The organism is Mycolicibacterium gilvum, from assembly GCF_900454025.1.
Taxonomy (GTDB): Bacteria; Actinomycetota; Actinomycetes; order Mycobacteriales; family Mycobacteriaceae; genus Mycobacterium; species Mycobacterium gilvum.
Genome location: NZ_UGQM01000001.1, coordinates 3,694,654 through 3,713,669, shown reverse-complemented (window position 1 = coordinate 3,713,669; position 19,016 = coordinate 3,694,654). Strand labels below are relative to the sequence as shown.

Here is a 19,016-nt window from a genome sequence, read left to right as displayed (position 1 = left end):
GTTCAGTCGGTTCGAAGCCTCGTGGCCAGGAAATGGTCCCCGGGTTCGCTGACACGGCCAGTCTGCCACCGGGCCACCGGAAGGTGAACACCGTGTTAAGTGGATTTCCTCACATCCGCTCCCCGGCACGCGCCTCGCCAGCGCCGATGCCCGCGCATGGCAGCATGTGGTGCCATGAAGCTCACGACCGGGATCGGACGATCCGGCCTCCTCCTCGCGATGTCGGCACTGCTGGTGGCCGGCTGCAGCAAGGTGGTGGACGGAAACGCGCTGGTCTCGGTGCCGCGCCCGGGAACCCCGATCGACTGGTCCCCGTGCGAGACGGGCCCGTCCGACCAGAAGCGCATCCCGCCCGGGTCGGAGTGCGGCATGCTCTCGGTCCCCGTCGACTGGGACAACCCCGAGGACCCCGACGGTGACGTCGCGCAGCTGGCGGTGCTGCGCGTTCCCGCCACCGGCGACCGGATCGGATCGCTGGTGGTCAATCCCGGCGGCCCCGGGAAGTCGGGTGTCGAGGCGGCCGCGGCGATGGTCTCGACGTTGCCCGAGGAGGTGCTCGAGCGCTTCGACATCGTCGGGTTCGACCCACGCGGCGTCGCGAACTCCAACCCGGCGGTGTGGTGCAACAGCGACGCCGACAACGACCGGCTGCGCGCCGACAACGTCGTCGAGTACACCGCTGAGGGCGTCGCGCACCTCGAGTCGCTGACCAAGGAGTTCATCCAGCGCTGTGTCGACAAGATGGGCACCGACTTCCTCGCCAACGTCGGAACCGCCAGCGTCGTCAAGGATCTCGACGCGCTGCGGGTCGCCCTCGGCGACGAGAAGCTGACGTATCTGGGGTACTCCTACGGGACCCGCATCGGCGCCTCCTACGCCGAACAGTTCCCGCAGAACGTGCGCGCCATGGTTCTCGACGGCGCGATCGACCCCAACGCCGACCCGCTGGAAGCCGACGTCCGTCAGGCCGCGGCGTTCCAGCAGGCGTTCGACGACTACGCCGCCGACTGCGCCATCGACGACGACTGCCCGCTCGGTACGGATCCCGCCAAGGCCGTCGAGGTGTACCACTCGCTGGTGTGGCCGCTGGTCGACGAACCGGCCGAGACGTCGGATCCGCGCGGTCTCAGCTACAACGACGCCGTCGTCGGCACCATCCTGCCGCTGTACTCGCCCGCGCTGTGGCGTCATCTCACGCAGGCGCTCGGCGAGGTCAAAGAGGGCAAGGGCGACACCATGCTCGCGCTGGCCGACCTGTACATGGAGCGCAACGCCCAGGGTCGCTACACCAACAGCACCGATGTGCGCATCGCGGTGAACTGCGTGGACAAGCCGGCGATCACCGACCGCGCCACTCTCGTCGAGCAGGACCGCCGGGTGCGCGACGCCGCGCCGTTCATGGCCTACGGCGAGTTCACCGGACTCGCACCGATGCCGACCTGCGGGTTCTGGCCGGTACCGCCGACCAGCAAGCCCCACGAGATCAGCGTGACCGGGCTGCCCCCGATCCTGGTCGTGTCCACCACCAACGATCCGGCGACGCCCTATCAGGCGGGCGTCAACCTGGCCCGCCAGCTCGGTGGCGCGCTGGTGACGTTCGAGGGGACCCAGCACACCGTTGCGCTGCAAGGGGATTCGTGTGTCGACGACATCGTGGTCCCGTACCTGATCGACGGTTCGGTGCCGCCGCCGGACACCCGGTGCTGACCATCACCATCGTCGGCGAGGCCGACCTCGCCGACCTGGCGCCGATGCTGCGGAGCTACTGCGACTTCTACGAGGTGGACCCGCCCGGCGACAAACTCGACGCGATGTGCCGGGCGCTGATCGCCGACCCGTCCGAGGGCGTGCAACTCATCGCGCGCGACGCGTCGGGGGAGACGGTGGGATTCGCGACGATCTTCTGGACGTGGCAGACCCTGTACGCCGCGCGCGTCGGCGTCCTCAACGACCTCTACGTCACACCGCGGTCGCGCGGGGCCGGCACCGGAAGGGCCCTGATCGCGCGCGGCATGCAGATGTGCCACGAGCGGGGCGCCGAGAAGCTCGTGTGGGAAACCTCGCCGGACAACGCGACGGCGCAACGGCTTTACGACGGGATCGGCGCCGAGAAGTCCGTCTGGCTCACCTACGAACTGGGCACCTGATAACAGCACGGTCACCGTTGCGTTCCAGGGGGCGACGGCACCGCGGCGCCGTGCAACGATGACTGCCATGCTGCGCGCCGGACCGATGATCGCGGCGCTGGCGCTGATCTCTGCCGCGCTGAGCCCGACCGCCTCCGCGGCGCCGGGCACCTCGGCCGAGCCGTATACCGCCGCCGCGGTGTGGGATTCGTGCACCACCGTCCTCGCCGACGCCTCCGCCGTTCCGACGGCGCGGTGCGGCACCGTCGCGGTGCCGGTCGACTACGCCGATCCCGGTGGTGCCCAAGCGCACCTGGCGGTCATCAGCGTTCCCGCCACCGGGCCCCGCATCGGCGTGCTCGTGGTGAACCCCGGCGGTCCGGGCGCATCAGCGGTCGACACCGTGGCCGGTATGGGCGCCGCGCTCGCCGGGACCGAGATCGCGCGCCGCTTCGACCTCGTCGGCATCGATCCACGCGGGGTCGGTCACTCGACACCCCAGTTGCGGTGCCGCACCGATGCCGAGTTCGACGCGTTCCGTACCGAGCCGATGGTCGATTACAGCCCCGCCGGGGTCGCGCACATCGAGGACGTGCTGCGGCAGTTCGCCGCGCGCTGCCTGGACCGGATGGGCCCCGAGTTTCTCGCCGGTGTCGGCACCGCGACCGCCGCGCGCGACATGGACGTGGTGCGCGAAGCCCTGGGCGAAGACCAGATCAACTACCTCGGATTCTCCTACGGCACCCAGCTCGGCGCGGTCTACGCGTCGCGCTACCCGCAGCGCGTGCGCACCATGGTCCTCGACGGCGCCGTCGACCCCACGCTCGATCCGATCACCGAGAGTCTCACCCAGAACACGGGCTTCCAGCGCGCGTTCGAGCGCTACGCCGCCGACTGCGCGAAATCCGCGGGCTGCCCGCTGGGCACCGATCCGACACAGTTCGTCGCTCGTTTCCACCAGCTCGTCAACCCGCTGGCGGTGCGCCCCGCGGCGACGTCGGACCCGCGCGGGCTCGGATACCAGGACGCGATCACCGGCACGGTGAGTGCCCTGTACTCCCAACGGTTCTGGCCGTATCTGACCAGCGGGCTGCTCGGCCTGCAGCGCGGCACCGACCCCGGCGATCTGCTGCTGCTCGCCGACGAATACCAGCGGCGCGACCGCGACGGGCACTACTCCAACCAGCAGGACGCGTTCACCGCGATCCGCTGCGTCGATGCGGTGTTCCCGACCGATCCGGCCGTCTGGGCCGACGCCGACCGGCGCTCACGCGCCGCCGTGCCGTTCCTGGCCTACGGACAGTTCACCGGGTTCGCCCCCCGCGACGTCTGCGCGATGTGGCCGGTCCCGCCGACGTCGGTGGTCGGCGCGGCGACCTCACCCGGCCCCGGGAAGGTGGTCGTGGTGTCCACGACCGGCGACCCTGCGACGCCGTACGAGGCCGGCATCGCGCTGGCCGACCAGCTGGACGCCCAGCTGATCAGCTTCACCGGCACCCAGCACACGGTCGTGTTCAACGGCGACGCATGCGTCGACACCGCGGTGGTCGCCTTCCTGACGAACTCGACGCCGCCGCCGTCGGGCCTGCGGTGCTAGGACATCGGCGAGGTGCGCGCGCCGGTGGGTCGGATCAGCACCTCCTGTGACGTGCTGGCGACCGTGTGGCCGCCGAGGTCGCGGATCGTCCCGCGGATCAGTGCGCGGTGTCCGGCGAGGGCGACCGTCTCCTGGGTGTAGAGATGCCAGTCGTCGAAGCGGACCGGACGGTGCACCCACAACGAATGGTCAAGGCTGACCGCCGCGATCGACGAGTAGTCCACCCGGTGCGGATGGTTGCGTAAAGCCATGTCCAACAACAGGTAATCGCTCGCGTACGCCAGCATCGCGGTGTGCAGGGCGGGATCGTCGGCGATGGGCCGGGGCAGGCGCATCCAATGTGAGCGTGGGTCCGGTGTCTGGTCGCCGCCCAGGAAGCCGGTCGGTTCCGCGATGCGCATCTCCAGCGCCGGCGGCACGTCGATCCAGTTCTGTGCGTGCGCGCCGAACTCGGCCCCGGCGCGAGGCACCCAGTGCTGCAGCAGCGGCACGTCCTCGGGGGCGGGGACCTCGGAGTGCGGGCGTGCGAGCTCGGGTTCGTCCGGGTTGGTGTGAAACGACGCCATCGCGGTGAGCAGGGTGCGCTCGCCCTGGGCGATGGTGACCTGCCGGGTCGCCATCGACCGGCCGTCACGCACCACGTCGACGGCGATGTCGACCGGCGTATCCGAGGCGCCGGTCTGCACGAAGTAGGCGTGTACCGAATGCGGCGGGTGAGATTCCACGGTGCGTGCCGCGGCGTAGACGGCCTGCGCGAGCAACTGGCCGCCGAAGAGCCGGCCGAACCGGTCGCGTTCGTTGCCCGCCCGGAAGCGGTGGTGCCCCGTCGGCTGCAGGCTCAGGGCGCGTTCGAGCATGTCGAGCGACTCCAGCACCGACGTCTCGAGGGGGGACCCGGCCAGCGGGCCCGACAGATCGGCCACCATCACGGCACCCGGTAGCCGTCGCGGGTCAGGATGCGCACCGGGTCGCTGCCGTCCCAGTCGGCGCAGGTGGCGGCGATGGCGCGGACGTGATCGGTGAACGCCGGTGGCGCGTCGACCACCTCGGTGTAGAACCCGAAGTCCGCCACCGTGTCGATGTAGGCCACCCGGAACCCCCCGCCGTGACTCTGTGCCGCGATCGGATATCCGAGCGCGGCGAAGTGCGCCGTCTTGGCGTCGTAACCGGATGTCAGCGTGGCGATCTGATGAAAGGAGCTGGTCCCGCCGCGACTCCACTCCGAGTAGATGCTCGGCGTGTCGCAGTGCTGCTGGATCAGCTCGATCTGCACCGGACCGGCCTGGGCGACCGCGACCTGGATTCGCACCGGGCGGATCTGTCCGCCATAGTCGGTGTGCTGCTCGACGGTCGGAAGCACATGGAAAGGTCCGATGCCGAAGGTCCGGGCCCACCGCGCGGCGGCAGCCACGACATCGTCGACGACGTGACCGAGCTGGAAGAAGCGGAAATCGCCCTCGGGCCACGGTTGTTCGTAGAGCCTCACGGGCACCGATCTTGGCACGGACACGCGACCCGCTGCCGGTTCGCCGCCCGTAACACGGATTTAACAGGTCCGACCTAGGCTTCGACCATGGATCGGCAGAAGGAATTCGTGCTGCGCACGCTGGAGGAACGCGACATCCGCTTCGTCCGGCTGTGGTTCACCGACGTCCTCGGATACCTGAAATCCGTCGCCATCGCCCCCGCGGAACTCGAGGGCGCGTTCGAAGAGGGCATCGGCTTCGACGGTTCCTCGATCGAGGGCTTCGCGCGTGTGTCCGAGGCCGACATGGTCGCCCGCCCCGATCCGTCGACGTTCCAGGTGCTGCCGTGGGCGGACAGCTCGGGCAAGCACCACTCCGCGCGGATGTTCTGCGACATCACCATGCCCGACGGCTCGCCGTCCTGGGCCGATTCGCGCCACGTGCTGCGCCGCCAGCTCTCGAAGGCCAGCGACCTCGGGTTCTCCTGCTATGTGCACCCCGAGATCGAGTTTTTCCTGCTCAAGCCCGGCGACAACGACGGGAGCCCGCCGACCCCGGCCGACAACGGCGGCTACTTCGACCAGGCCGTGCACGATTCGGCGCCGAACTTCCGCCGCCACGCGATCGACGCCCTCGAGCAGATGGGCATCTCGGTCGAGTTCAGCCACCACGAAGGCGCACCCGGCCAGCAGGAGATCGACCTGCGCTACGCCGACGCGCTGTCGATGGCCGACAACGTGATGACGTTCCGCTACCTCGTCAAGGAGGTCGCACTCGGCGACGGCGTGCGGGCCTCGTTCATGCCGAAGCCGTTCGCCGAGCACCCGGGGTCGGCGATGCACACCCACATGAGCCTGTTCGAGGGCGATTCGAACGCGTTCCACAGCCCCGACGACCCGCTGCAGCTCTCCGCCGTCGGGAAATCGTTCATCGCAGGCATTCTCGAGCACGCCAACGAGATCAGCGCCGTCACCAACCAGTGGGTGAACTCCTACAAGCGTCTGGTGCACGGCGGGGAGGCGCCGACGGCAGCCTCGTGGGGTGCGGCCAACCGCTCCGCGCTGGTGCGGGTGCCGATGTACACGCCGCACAAGGTGTCGTCGCGGCGCGTCGAGGTGCGTAGCCCCGACTCGGCGTGCAACCCGTACCTGACCTTCGCGGTCCTCCTCGCAGCAGGGCTGCGCGGCATCGAGAAGAACTACGTGCTGGGACCCGAAGCCGAGGACAACGTCTGGAGCCTGACGCCGGAGGAACGCCGCGCGATGGGCTACAAGGAGCTGCCCGGCAGCCTCGGGGCCGCGCTGGCCGACATGGAGAACTCCGAGCTGGTCGCCGAGGCGCTCGGCGAGCACGTCTTCGACTTCTTCCTGCGCAACAAGCGCCGCGAGTGGGAGAACTACCGCAGCCACGTGACACCGTTCGAGCTGAAGAACTACCTGTCGCTCTAGCGGGGGCCCGGCCGCGCTACCTTGATGGGCGTGGCGAAACCTGCGACGCAGCGACCCAAGCTGCCCGGCGTCGGCCGGCTCGGGCTCGTAGAGCCCACGGCGCAGGCCGATCTCGACCGGCTCGGCTGGAACACCGACGCCCATGTCGAACTGTTGTGGGCGCTGTCGCGCGCCCCCGACGCAGACAAGGCGCTCAAGGCGATCGTGCGGCTGGCCGAGGCTCTCGACGCCGAGTGGGACGCGGTCGACGCCGCACTGCTCAAAGACCGCGGGCTGCGCGGACGGCTGTTCGGAATCCTGGGATCGTCGCTGGCCCTCGGTGACCACCTGATCGCCCACCCCGCGTCGTGGCGCCTCCTGGCGGGCTCCGTCACGCTGCCCGATCCGCAGCAGCTGCGGGACATGTTCGCCGAGGAGGCCGACAAGGCGACCGGTCCGACGGCCGCCGCGGTGCCGCCCCTGCGCACGCTCTACCGGGACCGGCTGCTCGTGCTGGGCGCCCTCGACGTCGCCTCCGTCGTCGAGAACGAGCCGGTGCTGCCGTTCACCGTCGTCGGCGAACACCTGTCCGACCTCGCCGACGCCGCCCTGGCCGGCGCGCTGCGCGTCGTCACCGCGTCGGTGTGCGGGGACACGCCCGCACCGGCGCTGACCATCATCGCGATGGGCAAATGCGGTGCGCGGGAACTGAACTACGTCAGCGACGTCGACGTCATCTTCGTCACCGACGACGGCTCGCACAGCAGCCTCGCACTGGCCACCCGCATCGCCGGGGAGATGATGCGGCTGGCCTCCGACGCGTTCTTCGAAGTCGACGCCGCGCTGCGGCCCGAGGGCAAGCAGGGCCAACTGGTCCGCACCCTCGAATCGCACATCGCCTACTACGAACGCTGGGCCAAGACGTGGGAGTTCCAGGCTCTGCTCAAGGCGCGGCCGTGCGCCGGGGACATGGAACTCGGCAACCGCTACATCGAGGCGCTGATGCCGATGGTGTGGACGGCGTCGGAACGTGAGGACTTCGTCCCCGAGGTGCAGGCGATGCGCCGGCGGGTCGAGGAACTCGTGCCAGCCGGCGTGCGTACCCGCGAGATCAAGCTCGGCACAGGCGGTCTGCGCGACGTCGAGTTCGCCGTGCAGCTGCTGCAGCTGGTGCACGGCCGCAACGACGACTCGCTGCACGTGGCCTCGACGGTCAACGCGCTGGCGGCCCTCGGGCAGGCCGGCTACGTCGGGCGCGACGACGCCGCCAACCTGACGGCGTCGTATGAGTTCCTGCGTCTGCTCGAACACCGGCTGCAGTTGCAGCGGCTCAAGCGCACCCACATGCTGCCCGAGGCCGACGACGAAGAGGCGATGCGCTGGCTGGCCCGCGCCGCGCACATGCGCCCCGACGGCCGCCACGACGCGCTGGGGGTCCTGCGCGAGGAGCTCAAGCGTCAGAGCCACCGTGTCTCGCGGCTGCACGCGAAGCTGTTCTATCAGCCGCTGCTGGAGTCCGTCGGCCAAGCCTCCGTGGGTCTTTCGGATGTGATGAGCACCGACGCCGCCGAACGACAGCTCGCGGCACTCGGATACGAGGGTCCGCAGAGCGCGCTGACGCATCTCGCGGCACTGACCGGCGGCTCGGGACGGCGGGCGCGCGTACAGCAGGTGCTGCTGCCGACGCTGCTCGACTGGCTGTCCGACACCCCCGATCCCGACGCGGGACTGCTGAACTACCGCCGCATCAGCGACGAACTCGCCGAGGCGCGCTGGTATCTCGCCACGCTGCGCGACGAGGGGGCCGTCGCCAAGAGGCTGATGCACGTCCTGGGCACCTCGGCGTACGTGCCCGAACTGCTCATGAAGGCCCCCGAGGTCATCCAGCTCTACGCGGACGGACCCAACGGGCCGAAGCTGTGCGACGTCGACACCGAGAGTGCGGCGAAATCTCTGGTGAATTCGGCTGCACGCCATGCGGACCCGATGCGGGCCATCGCGGCCGCACGATCGCTGCGGCGCCGGGAGCTGGCGCGCATCGCGTCGGCCGATCTTCTCGGCATGCTGCACGTGACCGAGGTGTGCAAGCAGCTCACCCAGGTGTGGGTGGCCGTGCTGCAGGCGGCGCTGGACGCGCTGACGCGGGCGAACACGCCCGAGGCGGGGGTGCCCGCCCGGATCGCGGTCATCGGCATGGGTCGCCTCGGCGGCGGCGAACTCGGCTACGGGTCGGACGCCGACGTGCTGTTCGTGTGCGAACCCGCCGACGGCGTCGAGGAATCGGTGGCGGTGAAGTGGGCGGTGACGATCGCCGAGCAGGTGCGCGCGCGGCTCGGCACACCGAGCTCCGATCCACCGCTGGAGGTCGACACCAACCTCCGCCCCGAAGGGCGTAACGGTCCGCTGGTGCGCACGCTGGCCTCCTACGAGGCCTACTACGCGCAGTGGGCGCAGCCCTGGGAGGTGCAGGCGCTGCTGCGGGCCCACCGGGTCGCCGGCGATCTGGAGCTGGGGGAGCGGTTCCTGCTGATGATCGACAAGATCCGGTACCCGGCCGGCGGTGCGTCGGCGGAGACGGTGCAGGAGATCCGGAGGATCAAAGCCCGCGTCGACGCCGAAAGGTTGCCGCGCGGAGCCGATCCCAACACCCACACCAAGCTGGGCCGCGGCGGGCTGGCCGACATCGAGTGGACCGTGCAGCTGCTGCAGCTGCGCTTCGCGCACAAGATCCCGGCGCTGCACACGACCTCGACGCTGGACACGCTCAACGCGATCGGCGCCGCGGAACTGATCGCCGAGGGCGACCTCGAGCTGCTGCGCGAAGCCTGGCTGACCGCGACGAAGGCACGTAACGCGCTCGTGCTCGTGCGGGGCAAGCCGACCGATCAACTGCCCGGGCCGGGCAAGTTGCTCAACGCGGTCGCGGTGGCGGCCGGGTGGCCCGACGGCGACGGCGGGGAGTTCCTGGACAACTATCTGCGGGTGACGCGCCGGGCGAAGGCCGTGGTGCGCAAGGTTTTCGGAGGCTGAGTGTTCGAGTACGACAAGATCAGCGCCGACGACTACGACCGGCTGCGCGGCCGCTACGAGCCGCTGACCGACGCGCTGCGCACCCTCGTCGACGTCGGCGTCCACACCGACGTCGACGACGCGACCGTGCGTGAGGCACTCGTGCACCTGGAAGCGGCCACCGCGCTGCTGCAGCAGCGGCTGCGCGAGGACCGGCCGGTGCTGCGCCATGCGGATACCGGTCGCCCGGTCACCTGGGGCAACCCTGCGGTGGGACTGCGCAACGCGATCAGCCCCCCGATTGTCGTCGAACACGACGGCGACGGCCGGTGCTGGAGCGAGTTCACGCTCGGGCCCGTCTACGAGGGGCCACCGGGATGGGTGCACGGCGGGGTGTCCGCACTGGTGCTCGACCAGATACTCGGCGAGGTCGCCAGCGATAGTCTGAGCAAGGCCCGGTTCACCGGAACGATCAGCCTGCGTTACGTGCGCGGCACCCCGCTGGGACCGTTGCGCGCAGAAGCCTTCGTGGAACGGACCGAAGGGGCCAAGACGTTCGCGAAGGGGTATCTGATGGACGCCGACGGTGTGACCGTAGAGGCCGAGGGTGTGTTCATCACGCCGGCGTGGGCGCGCGACGCCGGATGAAGTTCTACGTGTCGACCGCGTTCCTGGACACCCGTGAGGCGGTCGAGATCGCCAGGGCCGCCGATGATCTCGGCTACCACGGGATGGCGATCCCCGACCACGTGGTGAACCTGGAGACGCTGCAGACGCCGTACCCGTACACCAAGGATGGCGCGCGGCGGTGGGAGGCGTTCACCGACTGGCCGGATCCGTGGGTGATGATCGGGGCGGTCGCGCTCGTGACATCCCGACTGCATTTCGTGACGACGGTGTATCTGCCCGCGATGCGCGACCCGTACTCGGCGGCGAAGGCCATCGGCACCGCAGCGGTACTGGCATCGGGTCGGTTGGAGCTCGGCATCGGGGTGGGTTGGTGCCGTGAGGAATTCGAGCTGCTCGGCCAGCAGTTCGAGCGCCGCGGCAAGCGCACCGACGAGATGCTGGAGTTGATGAAGGCGCTGTGGTCGCCGGGCTGGACCGAGTTCTCCGGCGAGTTCTACACCGCCCCGCGCCTGGAGATGGAGCCGACACCGCCGCCGATCCCGGTCTATGTCGGCGGGCTGTCGGACATCGCGTTGCGCCGCGCCGCGCGGCACGACGGCTGGATCGGTGACCTCATCTCGCTGGACCGGGCGCTGGGACGGGTTTCGGCGGTTCGCGCTCTGCGCGCCGAGAACGGTTTGGGGATGGATGGTTTCGAGGTGATCACGCCGCTGACCGATGCCTTCACCCCGGAGCATTACGCGCGGGCGGCCGCCGGTGGTATCACCGGGATCATCACGATGCCGTGGATGTTCTACAGCGGACCCGACGCATCCCTGGATCAGAAGATCGACGGGATGCGCCGGTTCCGTGAGGATCTGGGCCTGGACTAGACCAGGCCCGCGATCGACGCCGCCCACGGCAGGATCGACACGGTCACCGGGACAGCGAGAGTCGCGGCGTACTGGTCGATCGCGGTCACGACGAACGAATCCTGCCGGTCTTCATCGCTCGCGTCCGGTGACGCAGCCTGCTGCCTTGCCGCATCCGTCGGCGTGTAGACGAACCGCCCGTCCCGCTCGACCACGACCGTTCCGCCCTTGGCGGTCTGCCCGGAGCCGAGGTAGTAGATATCGTCGCGGTCGGGATCGGCCGCGGTGACGGTGCCGCTGACCTTGCCACTACTCGGATTGGGCTGCCCTACAGAGAAATTCCCGTCGGTCGGGGCCTGGTTGACGTACCCGGTCGGCGCGATGGGAACTCGCACGGTCAGCGTGGTGGTGCCGCCGTGGCCGTCGTCGACGGTCACCCGGAACCGGTCCGTCCTGACCCAGGACGGGGCGAACGGGCGGGACGCGGCCTCGCGGGCCGCTTCGGTGGGCCGGTAGGTGAACGTGCCGTCGGCGGCGACGTCGACGATTCCCCTTCCGGTGGAGGGGGATACCCGGTATGTGAGCGAGTCGCCGTCGGCGTCGACGGCGGTGATCTTCCCGGTGGTCAGGCCGCTGTTCGGATTGGTGAACAACTCTGCCGCCGACGCGCCGCTCGGCGCCGCGTTGACGGGCTTGATCCTGACGGTGACGGCGACGGTGGTGACCCCGCCGTGCCCGTCGTCGACGGTGATGTCGAAGGTGTCCTGTTTGTCGGCTGCGGTCGCCTCGGCGGCGGCCGCGGCGTGCCGGGCAGCCTCGGCGGGGGTATAGGTGAACCGGCCGCGCGAATCCATCACGATGACACCACCTTTGGCGGTATCCGAAGCGGTGAACGTCAGATCGTCGCGGTCCTGGTCTCTGGCGACGACCGTGCCGTACACCTCGGGGCCGAACCACGACGCGGTGGTGCGCACCCGCGCGTCGGGAGCGTCGTTGCCCGGCTTGACCGTGACGGTCACCGTGAGGGTGGTCAGTCCGCCGTGCCCGTCGTTGATGACGACGTCGAAGGTGTCCTGCTTGTCGGCTTCGGTGGCGTTCGCGTTGGCGGCGGCGTGCCGTGCGGCCGCGGTCGGGGTGTAGGTGAATCTGCCGTCGTTCCCGATCGTGACGGTTCCGCCCTTGGCCGTCGGAGACGCGAGGTAGGTCAGCGTGTCCCTGTCTGCGTCCCTGGCGGTGATCGTGCCGAGAACCTTCGCACTCAGCCAGGACACGCTGGAGCGCACGGTGGCGGTGGGCGCGGCGTTCGCGGGCGGGATGGTGACGGTGATCGGCACCGACACCACGCCGCGCTGCCCGTCGGTGAAGGTGAGGACGAAGGTGTCCTGCTTGGTTTCGGGAGCGGCGTCGTCGGCGGCCGCTTCGTGGCGGGCAGCCGACGTGGCCTTGTACGTGAAGGCGAACGCCCCGTCGGCACCGCGCGTCACGGTGACGGAGCCCTTGTCCGTTGTGATCACCTCGTACGTCAGCGGCCTGCCCTCGGGGTCGGTGACGGTCACCGAACCGGTGACCTCACCGGAGGTGTTGGGGGCGTTGACAACCGGTGCCTGTGCGACGGGATCGGCGTTGTCGGGGACGAGGGCGATGACGTTGACCCGGGTGCCGCCGAACTCGGCCCAGTACAGCTGGGTGCCGTCGGGGCTCACGCTGATCAGAGGGGGACCGTCGACCTCGTAGGGGTTGGCGATGACCGAGGTGAGTTCGGTCTTGGTGGCGATGTCGTAGGCCGACAGCTTGCCGTCCTCGCTGCGTGCCACGTACAGCGTCGTCCCGTCGGGACTTGCGGCGATGTCGAACGGCACGCCGGCGGTGACGGCGATGCTGTCGACCTGCTGGCCCGTCGCGGCGTCGAGGACACGGATGCTGCCGGCGATATCGGCGACGAACACCCGGGACCCGTCGGCGCTGAAGGTGATGCCCTGCGATGCGGGTGTCACGGCCACCGTCTGCTGGGCGCGCAGCGCGGTGGACGAGAAGCGCGAGACCTGGCCGGTGGTGCTGCTGAGGGTGTAGATCGTCGAACCGTCGGGGCTGATGGTGATCTCCGAAACCCCCTCGGCCACACCGTAGACCTTGCCGACCACGGTGTTGGTCAGCATGCTGATCTTGGAGACCGTGCCGTCGTCGCTGTTGACGACGTACACGCGGCTGCCGTTGGCGTTGACCGCGAGCGCGGTCGGGGTCCTGCCCACGCGGATCGTTTTGATGACGGACTCGGTGGCGGTGTTGAGCACCGAGACCGTTCCGGCGATGCCGTTGGAGATGTAGAGCCGGTTGCCGCTGGGGGTCACGGCCAGGTTGGTCGGGGTGTAGCGCAGCGAAATAGTCTGCAGCACAGCGCCTTTGAGAGTGTCGATCACCGTGATCGACTTGCTGCCGGCGTGGGCGAGGTAGGCGCGGGTGTCGGTGGCGACCATGGCGGTCGGGGGACCGTCGAGCAGGATCTCGCCGAGTCGGCGGATGGCGTCGGCCTGCTCGGCGGTCAGTGAAGTGGAGTTGGCGGTGGCCTGATAAGTGGTGGCGGGATCGATCTGGCGACGCAGGGCAGCCGCCGCGACGAGCCACAATGGTGACTCGGCAGGGGTGTTCGGGGTGTCGGTGGGCGTGAGCAGAGAGGACAGGATGCTCGACAGGGTCACCGCCGTGGGCGCCGGCATCGGTGCCGGGGTCTGCTCTTCGGAGGGCGGGGCCGGGATGTCGACGGTCGCCTCAGCCTGAGGATTCGTGGGTTCCGGTGCGGGGGAGGGTGCTTCGGTCGGGACACCAAGGGCCGGAGCGCTGTCGGCCGGTTCCGGCTCCTCGGCCACGTCGACTTCGGTGGCTTCGTCCTGGACACTGATCGGGGTGGCGCGCGTGGAGTCCTCGGGGTCTACCTCGGTGACATCGGCATCGGCATCGGCATCGTCATCGTCATCGGCTGCTCGGTCCTCGGCGTCGGCGTCCGTGTCGACGTTGGTGTCGTGGGACGCGCCTGTGTCGGTGTCGGAGCTATCGGATTCGGCACCGGACGATTCACTTGCCGGGCGTTGGGGTTTCGACGGCCCGCCCTCGGACGAGGCGGAACTGGATGCTGTCTCGTCTGCGAGCGCGACGGCGGGCGTGGCGCCCAGGCCGATCCCCACCCCCAGGGCAAACGCCAGAGCGCCGATACGACCGATGCACGCAGAATGCCGCACGGCATTCCTCCCCCCGAAGAAATACTTCCGCTGTCAATGAGTGACGTGATCGTAAGGGGTTGGGGGCGGTCTACGTCGGAGGTTTGAAGATATTTGCGTTCGCGTAGAGCTAGTACCGATTCCTCCGGAATCGGCTGAGGAGACCGCCCCGCCGCACGGGCTGCGCGGCCGGAGCCGCGGTCACCGGAGGAGCAGCGGTCCCCGTGACCACCCGACCGCGTCGCACGCCCGAACCTCCCGCGACCTGCCGCCGACCGTCGACCGACCACGCGCCGGCGCCGAGGGTGGCCAGGAGCAGAAACGCGAAGCAGTACAGGATCGCCAACTCGCCGCCGTTGCCACCGGCGTCACCGCCGAGAGGCCAGAAACTCTTCGGCTCGCCGCCGATGATGCCCCAGTGCTGCCAGAAGTAGGCCACCGCCATGTGCCCCGCGGCGATGAAAGCGGCGATGCGCGTGAAGAACCCGACGGTGATCAGGATCCCGCAGACCACCTCGATCAGCCCCGCGAACCAGTACGGCCACGTGCCGACGGGCACCGCCGCGCCCAGCGGCCAACCGAAGAGCTTCATCGTGCCGTGCAGCGTGAACAGCACACCGAACATGATGCGGAAGATGCTCAGCATCGGCGAGGAATAGCTCGCAAGACGGGCGTCGAAGGTGGTCATTGCCCATGAATACCCACCCGGGGCATGCAATGCAACAACGAAAAAGCCGGACACCCGCAGGTGCCCGGCTTCTCGTTGCTGGTTTACACGTCGCGTCGGCGAGCCGACTTACACGTCGCGTCGGCGAGCCGACTTACACGTCGTAGTACAGCGAGAACTCGTACGGGTGAGGACGGATCTGGATCGGCATGATCTCGTTCTCCCGCTTGTAGGAGATCCAGGTCTCGATCAGATCGGTGGTGAACACCCCACCCTCGGTCAGGTACTCGTGATCCTGCTCGAGCTTGTCGATCACCGCCGACAGAGACGTCGGCGCCTGCGGGATATTCGCGGCCTCCTCAGGAGGCAGCTCGTAGAGGTCCTTGTCGACCGGGGCCAGCGGCTCGATCTTCTTCTTGATGCCGTCGATGCCGGCCATCAGCATCGCCGCGAACGCCAGGTACGGGTTGCCCGAGCTGTCGGGGCAACGGAACTCGAGGCGCTTGGCCTTCGGGTTGTTGCCGGTGATCGGGATACGGACACAGGCGGACCGGTTGCGCTGGCTGTACACCAGGTTGATCGGCGCCTCGTAGCCCGGCACCAGACGCTTGTAGGAGTTCACCGTGGGGTTGGTGAACGCCAGCAGCGACGGCGCGTGGTGCAGGATGCCGCCGATGTAGTGGCGCGCCATGTCCGACAGCCCGGCGTAGCCCGACTCGTCGTGGAACAGCGGCTTGCCGTCCTTCCACAGCGACTGGTGGGCGTGCATGCCCGAACCGTTGTCACCGAAGAGCGGCTTCGGCATGAACGTGACGGTCTTGCCGTTCTGCCACGCGGTGTTCTTGATGATGTACTTGAACAGCAGCACATCGTCGGCCGCGTGCAGCAGCGTGTTGAACTTGTAGTTGATCTCGGCCTGACCGGCGGTGCCCACCTCGTGGTGACCGCGCTCCAGCACGAACCCGGCGTTCTGAAGGTTGGTGGCCATCTCGTCGCGCAGGTCGACGTAGTGGTCATACGGCGCCACGGGGAAGTAACCGCCCTTGGGGCGCACCTTGTAGCCGCGGTTGGCGCTGCCGTCGGCCTCGAACGGCTCACCGGTGTTCCACCAGCCCGACTCGGAGTCGACCTCGTAGAAGGTGCCGTTGATCTTCGAGTCGAAGGTCACCGAGTCGAAGATGTAGAACTCGGCCTCGGCGCCGAAGAAGCAGGTGTCGGCGATGCCGGTGCTGGCCAGGTAGTTCTCGGCCTTGCGGGCGACGTTGCGCGGATCGCGGGAGTACGCCTCGCGGGTGAACGGGTCGTGCACGAAGAAGTTCATGTTCAGCGTCTTGGCGGCGCGGAACGGATCGATGCGTGCGGTCGCGGGGTCGGGCAGCAGCATCATGTCCGACTCGTGGATGGACTGGAAGCCGCGCACCGACGAACCGTCGAACGCGAGGCCGTCCTCGAACACGCTCTCGTCGAACGCCGATGCAGGAATCGAGAAGTGCTGGACGACGCCGGGCAGATCGCAGAAACGGATGTCGACGTACTCGACGCTCTCGTCTTTGATCAGCTTGATGATGTCGTCGGCGGTCTGTTCTGCCACTTATTGCTCTCCTTTGACTTGGTAGCCCGCCGGTGACGGTATGGACACCATGTTGCACGGCAGTCAACCGCATGTTGCGTGGACGTTACGCATCACGGCGGCGTCAGGTACAGCACACTATCGGCCGCCGCATATCCTTGCCGCATGGCCCGCAGCATTGGGTCCTGGCTGTCGGGACCGTCGCAATCCGACGACTCCGGGCAGCGGGCCTCCACCTATCCCGGCGAACGTCTCGGACTACCTGAGCACGGATCCGGCTCGATCGCCCGCTTCGGCCGCCGCATCGCGGCGCTGCTCGTCGACTGGCTGACGTGCTACGGGCTGACCGCCCTGGCCGTGGCGTTCGGCTGGATCAGCGTCGGGTTCCAGTCCACCGCGGTGCTGCTCGTCTGGCTGGTGCTCGGCGTGGTGTCGGTCCGGTTGTTCGGATTCACCCCCGGCCAGCTCCTGCTCGGGTTGAAGGTCATCGCGGTCGACAACCGCATGCATGTCGGCTCCGGACGCGCCCTGGCCCGTGGCCTGCTGATCGCGCTGGTGATCCCCGCGCTGTTCACCGACTCGGACCAGCGCGGCCTGCACGATCTCGCCACCAAGACCGCCGTCGTCCGACGCTGAGCTACACCCGGTGGCGGATCTCGCCGTCCATCATCGTCAACGTCACCGCGGCGCTGTGGATGTCGTGCGGATCGATCTCGAAGATGTTGCGGTCCACCACGATCAGATCGGCACGCTTGCCGGTCTCGACCGAGCCGACCAGGCCGTCCAGCCGTAGCTGATACGCCGCGCCGAGAGTGTTGGCGTGCACGGCCTGCTCCACGGTCAGCTTCTGGTCGGCGGGGGACAGCACCTCGGCCGCGGGGTCACCGATGAGCTGGCGCGTCACCCCGATCTGGATCGAATCGAGCGGCTTGTAGGTCGAGAAGTAGCCCGCCGCCGGCCAGTCGGTCCCCAGCGAGACGCGTCCGCCCGAACTCAGGACGTCCTGGATGCGGTACAGGTTGTCCTTTCGCGGGGCGCCGTACCGCGCGGCGAGATTGATCACCGTGTCGGGGTCGGCGGAGAACCAGTTGGCACTGAACTCCGCGATGACGCCCAGGTCGCCGAAGCGGCGGCTGTCCGGTTCCTCGAGGTAGACCAGGTGGGCCACCGTGTGCCTGCGCTCGCGCGCAGGGTTGACCTTGGCCGCCGCCTCGATCGAGTCCAGCGCGGTACGGGCGGTGCGCTCACCGCACGCGTGGATGTGCACGTCGAAGCCGGCGGCGTCAACCTCCCGCACCAGTTGTCGCCACTGATCGTCGGTGAACGGCGACCCTCCGATGGAATCCGGTTTGTCGGCATACGGTTCCAGCAGCCAGGCCGTATAGCCCTCCTGGGTACCGTCACCGATGATCTTGACCACGTTGACCTGCACCAGATCCGACGAGATCCGGTCGCGGATGCCGGTCAGCTCGGCCACCGCGTCGTCGACCGGCGGTGACTTCACGCTGTAGGACGCGACCACCCGGAACGGGAGCTCGCCGCGGCTCTCCACGTTGGTGTACAGCTCGATGAGCGCACCCTGGTCGCCGCCGATCGGCGGCACGCCGGCGTCGAAGACCGAGGTGATGCCCGCTTCGGAAGCCTTCGGCAACCATGCCCTTAGCAGCTGCTCCATCGAATCGGTGGAGATCGGCTCGATGGCGTTCACCAGCCCGAGAACAGCGTCGACCTCGAGCACATAGCCCGTCGGTTCACCGTTCTCGTCGCGCACGTAATAGCTGAACCCGGGAATGGGGTCTTCGCTGTCTCGGCTGATCCCGGCCATCTCCAGGGCCTTGCTGTTGGCCCACATGCTGTGCCCGTCGATCGCGAAGAAGAACCCCGGACGGTCGGGCAGCACCGAGTCCAGCTCCGTGCGCGTCGGTCCCTGGGGTCCGAACATGTCGACGCGCCAACCGAAACCGCGCACCGGGCCGTCCGCTTTGTCTGTCGCGTAGGCGGCGATGGCGTTCAGCGCGTCCTGGCGGGTCGGCACCTGCAGGTCGACGCCCGTGGACAGGAACGAACCGAGGAACGGGTGAATGTGACCCTCGACGAACCCGGGCATCAGCAGTTTGCCGGCGAGGTCGATCACCTCGGTGTCCGGCCCGGCGAGTGCCCTCGCCGCGGCGTTGTCGCCGACGAAGGTGATCGAATTTCCGGTGACGACGACGGCTTCGGCCCACGGCGCCGACTCGGTGACGGTGTAGACGCGCCCGTTGTGGAAGACGAAGTCCGGAGCCTCGGCCCCGGAAGCGGCCGAGGTCACCGAGGTGTCCGAATCCGGCCCGGTCGCGCAGGCCGCAGCGGTGACGGCAAGCGCGGTCACGGCCGCGGCGCGCAACGCGGTCCTGCGGGTCACCGGGTTGCGACGTCCGTAGGCCGCGAAGTGGGGCGCCCATTCACACGCGGTGCACATGCG

General features: G+C 68.7%; 14 protein-coding genes. 8 read left to right on the top strand and 6 right to left on the bottom strand.

The genetic code is table 11. The features are described 5' to 3' along the window. The first annotated feature begins 174 nt into the window (after positions 1–174). From DYE23_RS17350 to DYE23_RS17340, 3 genes are read left to right on the top strand one after another with little or no spacing between them, the layout of a single operon-like run. A complete protein-coding gene (locus DYE23_RS17350; protein WP_085981129.1) occupies positions 175–1,707 on the top strand; it encodes an alpha/beta hydrolase in 1,533 nt (510 codons plus the stop codon). After that, entirely contained in the window at positions 1,701–2,147 is a 447-nt protein-coding gene (locus DYE23_RS17345) for a GNAT family N-acetyltransferase (protein WP_041800057.1), read from the top strand. The genes DYE23_RS17350 and DYE23_RS17345 overlap by 7 nt, the downstream gene beginning before the upstream one ends. 58 nt (positions 2,148–2,205) lie before the next feature. Further along, complete coding sequence (locus DYE23_RS17340) at positions 2,206–3,723, top strand: alpha/beta hydrolase (protein WP_011893784.1); 1,518 nt, start codon at positions 2,206–2,208, stop codon at positions 3,721–3,723. On the opposite strand, the gene DYE23_RS17335 is transcribed toward DYE23_RS17340, so the two are convergent. Both DYE23_RS17335 and DYE23_RS17330 read right to left on the bottom strand, forming a co-directional pair. Next, on the bottom strand, positions 3,720–4,649 hold the full coding sequence (locus tag DYE23_RS17335; RefSeq protein ID WP_115327743.1) for an acyl-CoA thioesterase: 930 nt from the start codon (positions 4,647–4,649) through the stop codon (positions 3,720–3,722). The genes DYE23_RS17340 and DYE23_RS17335 overlap by 4 nt on opposite strands. Beyond that, entirely contained in the window at positions 4,649–5,215 is a 567-nt protein-coding gene (locus DYE23_RS17330) for a VOC family protein (RefSeq protein WP_115327742.1), read from the bottom strand. The genes DYE23_RS17335 and DYE23_RS17330 overlap by 1 nt, the downstream gene beginning before the upstream one ends. An 81-nt stretch (positions 5,216–5,296) precedes the next feature. On the opposite strand from DYE23_RS17330, the gene glnA (DYE23_RS17325) reads away from it, so the two are divergent. From glnA (DYE23_RS17325) to DYE23_RS17310, 4 genes are read left to right on the top strand one after another with little or no spacing between them, the layout of a single operon-like run. Continuing rightward, positions 5,297–6,637 carry a type I glutamate--ammonia ligase gene (gene glnA / locus DYE23_RS17325; RefSeq protein ID WP_011893787.1) on the top strand — a complete coding sequence of 447 codons (1,341 nt, stop codon included), beginning with the start codon at positions 5,297–5,299 and terminating at the stop codon, positions 6,635–6,637. A 24-nt stretch (positions 6,638–6,661) separates the two neighbouring features. After that, positions 6,662–9,646 carry a bifunctional [glutamine synthetase] adenylyltransferase/[glutamine synthetase]-adenylyl-L-tyrosine phosphorylase gene (locus tag DYE23_RS17320; RefSeq protein WP_011893788.1) on the top strand — a complete coding sequence of 995 codons (2,985 nt, stop codon included), beginning with the start codon at positions 6,662–6,664 and terminating at the stop codon, positions 9,644–9,646. Continuing rightward, a complete protein-coding gene (locus DYE23_RS17315; protein WP_011893789.1) occupies positions 9,647–10,273 on the top strand; it encodes a PaaI family thioesterase in 627 nt (208 codons plus the stop codon). It abuts the gene before it with no gap. Next, a complete protein-coding gene (locus DYE23_RS17310) occupies positions 10,270–11,127 on the top strand; it encodes a TIGR03619 family F420-dependent LLM class oxidoreductase (protein WP_115329010.1) in 858 nt (285 codons plus the stop codon). The genes DYE23_RS17315 and DYE23_RS17310 overlap by 4 nt, the downstream gene beginning before the upstream one ends. On the opposite strand, the gene DYE23_RS17305 is transcribed toward DYE23_RS17310, so the two are convergent. The 3 genes from DYE23_RS17305 to glnA (DYE23_RS17295) all read right to left on the bottom strand — a co-directional run bounded on the left by DYE23_RS17305 (position 11,124) and on the right by glnA (DYE23_RS17295) (position 16,576). Beyond that, on the bottom strand, positions 11,124–14,339 hold the full coding sequence (locus DYE23_RS17305) for a cadherin-like domain-containing protein (RefSeq protein WP_115327741.1): 3,216 nt from the start codon (positions 14,337–14,339) through the stop codon (positions 11,124–11,126). The genes DYE23_RS17310 and DYE23_RS17305 overlap by 4 nt on opposite strands. 109 nt (positions 14,340–14,448) lie before the next feature. Then, positions 14,449–15,006, bottom strand: a complete 558-nt coding sequence (locus tag DYE23_RS17300) for a DoxX family protein (RefSeq protein ID WP_011893792.1) — start codon at positions 15,004–15,006, stop codon at positions 14,449–14,451. A 133-nt stretch (positions 15,007–15,139) separates the two neighbouring features. Next, on the bottom strand, positions 15,140–16,576 hold the full coding sequence (gene glnA, locus DYE23_RS17295) for a type I glutamate--ammonia ligase (RefSeq protein WP_011893806.1): 1,437 nt from the start codon (positions 16,574–16,576) through the stop codon (positions 15,140–15,142). A 144-nt stretch (positions 16,577–16,720) separates the two neighbouring features. Here glnA (DYE23_RS17295) and DYE23_RS17290 point away from each other — a divergent pair, with 144 nt between their 5' ends. Then, on the top strand, positions 16,721–17,191 hold the full coding sequence (locus tag DYE23_RS17290) for an RDD family protein (RefSeq protein ID WP_011893807.1): 471 nt from the start codon (positions 16,721–16,723) through the stop codon (positions 17,189–17,191). A 1-nt stretch (position 17,192) separates the two neighbouring features. Here DYE23_RS17290 and DYE23_RS17285 read toward each other — a convergent pair whose 3' ends face one another. Further along, a complete protein-coding gene (locus tag DYE23_RS17285; RefSeq protein WP_011893808.1) occupies positions 17,193–19,013 on the bottom strand; it encodes an amidohydrolase in 1,821 nt (606 codons plus the stop codon). Between the last annotated feature and the right edge of the window lie 3 nt (positions 19,014–19,016).